Below are 5132 nucleotides of genomic sequence, written 5' to 3'. Positions count from 1 at the left end.
CGGCGCGGGGAAGGCGGGACGACGGATGGAGCCGTTCCTCGTCCGGCTCCAGCCGCTCTCGGAGCCCCCGACCGCCCGGAGTTCGCACGACGGCGAGGAATTCCTCTACGTGCTGTCGGGGAAGGTCCAGGTGTTCCTCGGGACGCTCTCCGACGTGCTGGAGGAAGGGGACAGCATCTACTACAACTCCACGATCCCGCACCACGTGCACTCCGCCGACGAACGGGAGGCGGTCATCCTCGCGGTCATCCACGCGGGAGCATAGTCCTGGGGTCCGATCCGTCCGCGGTCGTCCGGGGATGGAGGGCCGTCACCGGCGGGAAGGCGATCGTCGTTTCCGCGGATTTCCCCGCGCCGGAAATCGTCCACGCGTTCGGAATGCTCCCGGTCCCCGCGGAATCGGCGGACTCCGCACGGTCGTTCCGGGAGTTCGCCGACGGGTGGATCGTCCCGGAACGGTTTCAGGACCCCTGCATCCCCGGCGGGAAACCGATTTTCCGGTTGCCCGGGTCGTGGCCCAGGGACGTCGAGTCCGCGCTGGACCTGCTCGAGGCGATCGCGGAGTGGGGCGCTTCCGTTTCCGGGGAGCCGTTCTCGGAAGGGGCGCTCCGGAGATCCCTGTCGATCTTCCGGGAACCGGATCCCCCCCCGGCGACGGGCCGACCGGAAACCGGGGACGAGGTGGACCCGCTCGTACGGATCGCCCGAAGGTCCGTCTCCGCACCCTCCCGGCCGATCCCCCGTCCTTGAAATATCCGTTGACACGGGGTACCGGTAAACGGTAGCATCTTGCCAGTTAACGTAAGGTGGTAACCATGCCCGTTTCCACGCAGACTCCGCACCCCGTCCCGCCGTCCGCGCCCCCGCTGGATCCAAGGAAGCCCCCGTACGCCATCGGCGAGCTCAGCCGGTTGGTGAACCTGTCGCAGCGGACCATCCGGTATTACGAGGAGATCGGGCTGCTGCACAGCGTCCGCCGGATCGAGAACGGGAAACGGGTCTTCACCGACGACGACGTCCGCCGGCTGAAGTTCATCAACCGCCTCAAGGTCCTCGGCCTTTCGCTCGCCGAGATGGTCGAGCTCGAGAAAACGTACCGCCGCCAGCGCAACAACCGGGAGATCCTCCCGAAACTCCTGGACATCCTCGACGAGAGGGCGGTGCAGATCGACGAGCGGATCGCCCAGTTGGTCGCCCTCAAGAAGGAGATCCGCGAGTACCAGCAGCACCTGCGGGGGAAGGTCCTGCAGGGGACGCCTTGAGAAACCGCCGAACGAACGAAAGGAGACGCGCGCAATGAAGGAAGCCGTCATCACCGGAGCCGCCAGGACCGCCATCGGATCGCTGAACGGGGCGCTCGCCGAGATTCCGGCGCCGAGGCTCGGCGCCGTCGCCATCGCGGAGGCCGTCGCCCGCGGAGGGATCCGCAAGGAGGACGTCGAGCAGGTGATCATGGGGAACGTCCTCTCCGCCGGGATGGGCCAGGCGCCCGCCCGCCAGGCCGGCATCTACGCCGGGATCCCCGTTTCGGCCGGAGCGCTCACGATCAACAAGATGTGCGGGTCCGGCCTCAAGTCGGTGATGCTGGCCGCCCAGTCCGTGGCCACCGGCGAGTTCGAGGTGGTGGTCGCGGGCGGCATGGAATCGATGAGCCAGGCCCCGTACCTCCTGAAGAAGGCCCGCGGCGGGTACCGCCTCGGGAACGACACGATCTACGACCACATGATCATCGACGGCCTGTGGGACGTGTACAACAACCTCCACATGGGGAACTGCGCGGAGACTCTTGCGAAGGAGCACAAGATCTCCCGGCAGGACCAGGACGCGTTCGCTGCGTCCTCCTATACGCGTGCGCAGGCCGCCGTAAAGGGCGGCAAATTCGCCCGGGAGATCGTCGGAGTCCCCATCCCGCAGCGGAAAGGGGATCCGGTGCCGTTCCTGGTCGACGAGGAGCCCGGACGCGGAAACGTCGCGAAGCTCCCCGAACTCAAGACCGTCTTCGAGAAGAACGGGACCGTGACGGCGGGGAACGCCTCCACCATCAACGACGGCGCGGCGGCGGTGGTCGTGATGTCGTCCGACGCGGCGAAGCGGAAAGGGATCCGGCCGATCGCCCGGATCGTCGGGTACGCCACGGCCTCCCTCGAGCCGGTCTGGTTCACCATCGCCCCGATCGACGCCATCAAGAAGCTGTACCAGGTCACGGGCGTCGGCAAGGAGAAGGTCGGCCTCTACGAGATCAACGAGGCTTTCTCGGGCGTCGCCGTCGCAGCGATCCGCGGCCTTTCGCTGGATCCGGAGCGGGTGAACGTGAACGGCGGCGCGGTCGCTCTGGGCCACCCGGTCGGCGCGTCCGGCGCGAGGATCTTGACAACCCTTCTGTACGCGATGGCGGACCGGGGGGAGCGGTACGGTGTCGCATCCCTCTGCATCGGCGGGGGAGAAGCGGTCGCCGTGCTTGTGGAGAAGTTATAGTATCGGATTAGATTTAAACATATAAGAAACTGATATCTATATATTTTAATATTGGAGGTCTGAATGGGGATATCGACGATCGGCGTGCTCGGGGCAGGACAGATGGGGAGCGGCATCGCGCAGGTATCCTTGATGACGGGGCATAAGGTCATCTTGAACGACGTGTCCGACGCGGTCCTGTCCCGGTCCCGCGCCGGGATCGAGAAGGGGCTGGACATCCTGGTCCGCAAGGAAAAGATCACCGCCCAGGACAAGGAACGGATGATCGCGGGGCTTTCGACCTCCACGGACATCGCCGACTTCGCCTCCTGCGACATCGCGATCGAGGCGGCCACGGAAAGGGAGGAGTTGAAGCTCACCCTGTTCCGCAAGCTGGACGAAGCGGTTCCGGCCGGCCGGATCCTCGCATCGAACACCTCCTCCATCTCCATCACGAAGATCGCCGCCGCCACCCGGCGCCCCGAGCGCGTCGTCGGGATGCACTTCATGAACCCCGTGCCGCTCATGAAACTCGTCGAGGTGATCCGGGGTCTGCAGACGTCCGGGGAAACGTTCGACGCCGTGATGGACCTTTCCCGCAAACTCGGCAAGGAGCCCGTTCCGGCGAACGACTTCCCGGGCTTCATCGCAAACCGGATCCTGATGCCGATGATCAACGAGGCGATCTACGCCTTCATGGAAGGGGTCGGGTCCGCCGCGGACATAGACTCCATTATGCGGATGGGCGCGAACCACCCGATGGGACCGCTCGCGCTGGCCGACCTGATCGGGCTGGACACCGTCCTCGAGGTCATGAATGTCCTGCACCAGGGGCTGGGGGATTCGAAATACCGCCCATGCCCGCTGCTTCGGAAATACGTCGCGGCGGGGTACATGGGAAAGAAGTCCGGTCGCGGATTCTACTCCTACGAGAAGGCGTGAGGGATACACGATGGCCTACACGAACCTGCTGGTCGAAGTCTCGGAACGGATCGCCACGATCACGTTCAACCGTCCGAAATCCCTGAACGCGCTCAACCCGGCGACCGTCCGGGAGCTGAAAGCCGCCCTCGAGGAGGTATCCGCGCGCGAGGACGTCGGCGTGGTCCTCCTCACGGGGGCAGGCGAGAAGGCGTTCATCGCGGGGGCGGACATCGGCGAGATGAGGAACTTCACGTCGCTCGAGGCGCTCGATTTCGCGATGCTCGGGCAGGGGGTGCTCGAGTTCATCGAGCGGATGCCGCAGCCGGTCATCGGCGTGGTGAACGGGTTCGCCCTCGGGGGCGGCTGCGAGGTCGCCATGGCGTGCGACATGCTGCTGGCCGCCGACACCGCGCGGTTCGGGCAGCCGGAGGTGGGCCTCGGGATCATTCCGGGGTACGGCGGCACGCAGCGGCTGCCGCGCCTGGTCGGCCGCAACGTCGCCAAGGAGCTCACGCTGTGCGGAGACATGATCTCCGCCCAGCGCGCATACGAGATCGGCCTGGTGAACCGCGTGGTTCCCGCGTCGGAGTTGATGGGGGCCGCCAGGGACGTGGCGAGAAAGATCCTCTCCCGGGGGCCGGTGGCCGTGCGGATGGCCAAATCCGCGATGAACCGGGGACTCGACCTCGACCTCGGCAACGCGTGCGCGCTCGAGGCAGGCCTCTTCGCCTCGGGATTCTCGACCGCGGACCGGGCCGAGGGGATGGCGGCGTTCCTCGAAAAGAGAAAACCGGTCTTCACGGGAAAGTGACCGGGCGCGACTTCACGAGACGAATAACGAACCGGGGAGAACGACGAACATGGTATTCGACCTGACCGAAGAGCAACGGATGATCCAGGACACGGCGAGGAACTTCACGCAGAAGGAGGTCCTTCCCGTCGCGGCGGAGCTCGACGAAAACAGCCGGTACCCGGCGGAGCTGGTCCGCCAGATGGCGGAACTGGGGTTCATGGGCGTGGCGGTCCCCGAGGAGTACGGGGGCGCCGGCATGGACAACGTCTGCTACGCCATCGCGATGGAGGAGATCTCCCGGGGGTGCGCCTCCACCGGCGTCATCATGTCCGTCAACAACTCGCTGGCGTGCGACCCGATCCTCAAGTTCGCGTCGGAAGAGGTGAAGCGGGAGTACCTCGTGCCGCTGGCCTCCGGAAAGAAGCTGGGATGCTTCGGGCTCACCGAGCCGGGAGCCGGTTCCGACGCGGGGTCGCAGAAGACCACCGCGGTCCGCGACGGCGACTTCTACGTCGTGAACGGCTCGAAGAACTTCATCACGAACGCCCCGTACGCCGACACCTGCGTCCTCTTCACGATGACCGACAGGGCGAAGGCGCACAAGGGGATCACGGCGTTCGTCGTCGACATGAAATGGAAGGGCGTCTCGCTCGGGAAGCCGGAGAAGAAGATGGGGATCAAGGCGTCCCCCACCTCTTCCATCATCTTCGAGGACGTCCGCGTTCCCGCGAAGAACCGGCTGGGGAACGAGGGGGACGGCTCCAAGGGGGCCATGAATACGCTCGACGGCGGTCGGATCGGGATCGCCCGGGCAGCGTGCGAAGACGCCCTGGCGTATTCGAAGGACCGCAGGCAGTTCGGGCAGGCGATCTGCGACTTCCAGGCGATCCAGTGGATGCTCGCCGACATGGCGACCGAGATCGACGCGGCCAGGCTCCTGACGTGGCGTGCGGCGTGGATG

General features: G+C 65.9%; 7 protein-coding genes. All 7 read left to right on the top strand.

All coding sequences use genetic code 11. The annotated features are described in order from the left end of the window. Positions 1–25 precede the first annotated feature (25 nt). Positions 26–265: a cupin domain-containing protein gene (locus tag HZB86_07395; GenBank protein MBI5905363.1), complete on the top strand. Its 240-nt coding sequence runs from the start codon at positions 26–28 to the stop codon at positions 263–265. A gap of 113 nt (positions 266–378) precedes the next feature. Continuing rightward, entirely contained in the window at positions 379–750 is a 372-nt protein-coding gene (locus HZB86_07390) for a hypothetical protein (GenBank protein MBI5905362.1), read from the top strand. Positions 751–815: 65 nt separating this feature from the next. Beyond that, entirely contained in the window at positions 816–1262 is a 447-nt protein-coding gene (locus HZB86_07385; protein ID MBI5905361.1) for a MerR family transcriptional regulator, read from the top strand. 34 nt (positions 1263–1296) lie between these two features. Beyond that, entirely contained in the window at positions 1297–2475 is a 1179-nt protein-coding gene (locus HZB86_07380) for an acetyl-CoA C-acetyltransferase (GenBank protein MBI5905360.1), read from the top strand. Between the two features lie 63 nt (positions 2476–2538). After that, positions 2539–3396 carry a 3-hydroxybutyryl-CoA dehydrogenase gene (locus HZB86_07375; GenBank protein ID MBI5905359.1) on the top strand — a complete coding sequence of 286 codons (858 nt, stop codon included), beginning with the start codon at positions 2539–2541 and terminating at the stop codon, positions 3394–3396. A 10-nt stretch (positions 3397–3406) separates the two neighbouring features. After that, on the top strand, positions 3407–4189 hold the full coding sequence (locus HZB86_07370) for an enoyl-CoA hydratase/isomerase family protein (GenBank protein MBI5905358.1): 783 nt from the start codon (positions 3407–3409) through the stop codon (positions 4187–4189). Positions 4190–4238: 49 nt separating this feature from the next. Beyond that, on the top strand, positions 4239–5132 hold an 894-nt coding region (locus HZB86_07365), incomplete at its 3' end, for an acyl-CoA dehydrogenase family protein (protein ID MBI5905357.1).

The organism is Deltaproteobacteria bacterium (genome assembly GCA_016234845.1).
GTDB lineage: Bacteria > Desulfobacterota > Deferrimicrobia > Deferrimicrobiales > Deferrimicrobiaceae > JACRNP01.
This window is presented reverse-complemented; position numbering and strand designations above follow the sequence as displayed.

Bases quoted from the DNA above. Each gene is read 5' to 3' on its own strand.
- HZB86_07395 (MBI5905363.1), top strand. From the start codon at position 26: ATGGAGCCGTTCCTCGTCCGGCTCCAGCCGCTCTCGGAGCCCCCGACC.
- HZB86_07390 (MBI5905362.1), top strand. From the start codon at position 379: ATGCTCCCGGTCCCCGCGGAATCGGCGGACTCCGCACGGTCGTTCCGG.
- HZB86_07385 (MBI5905361.1), top strand. From the start codon at position 816: ATGCCCGTTTCCACGCAGACTCCGCACCCCGTCCCGCCGTCCGCGCCC.
- HZB86_07380 (MBI5905360.1), top strand. From the start codon at position 1,297: ATGAAGGAAGCCGTCATCACCGGAGCCGCCAGGACCGCCATCGGATCG.
- HZB86_07375 (MBI5905359.1), top strand. From the start codon at position 2,539: ATGGGGATATCGACGATCGGCGTGCTCGGGGCAGGACAGATGGGGAGC.
- HZB86_07370 (MBI5905358.1), top strand. From the start codon at position 3,407: ATGGCCTACACGAACCTGCTGGTCGAAGTCTCGGAACGGATCGCCACG.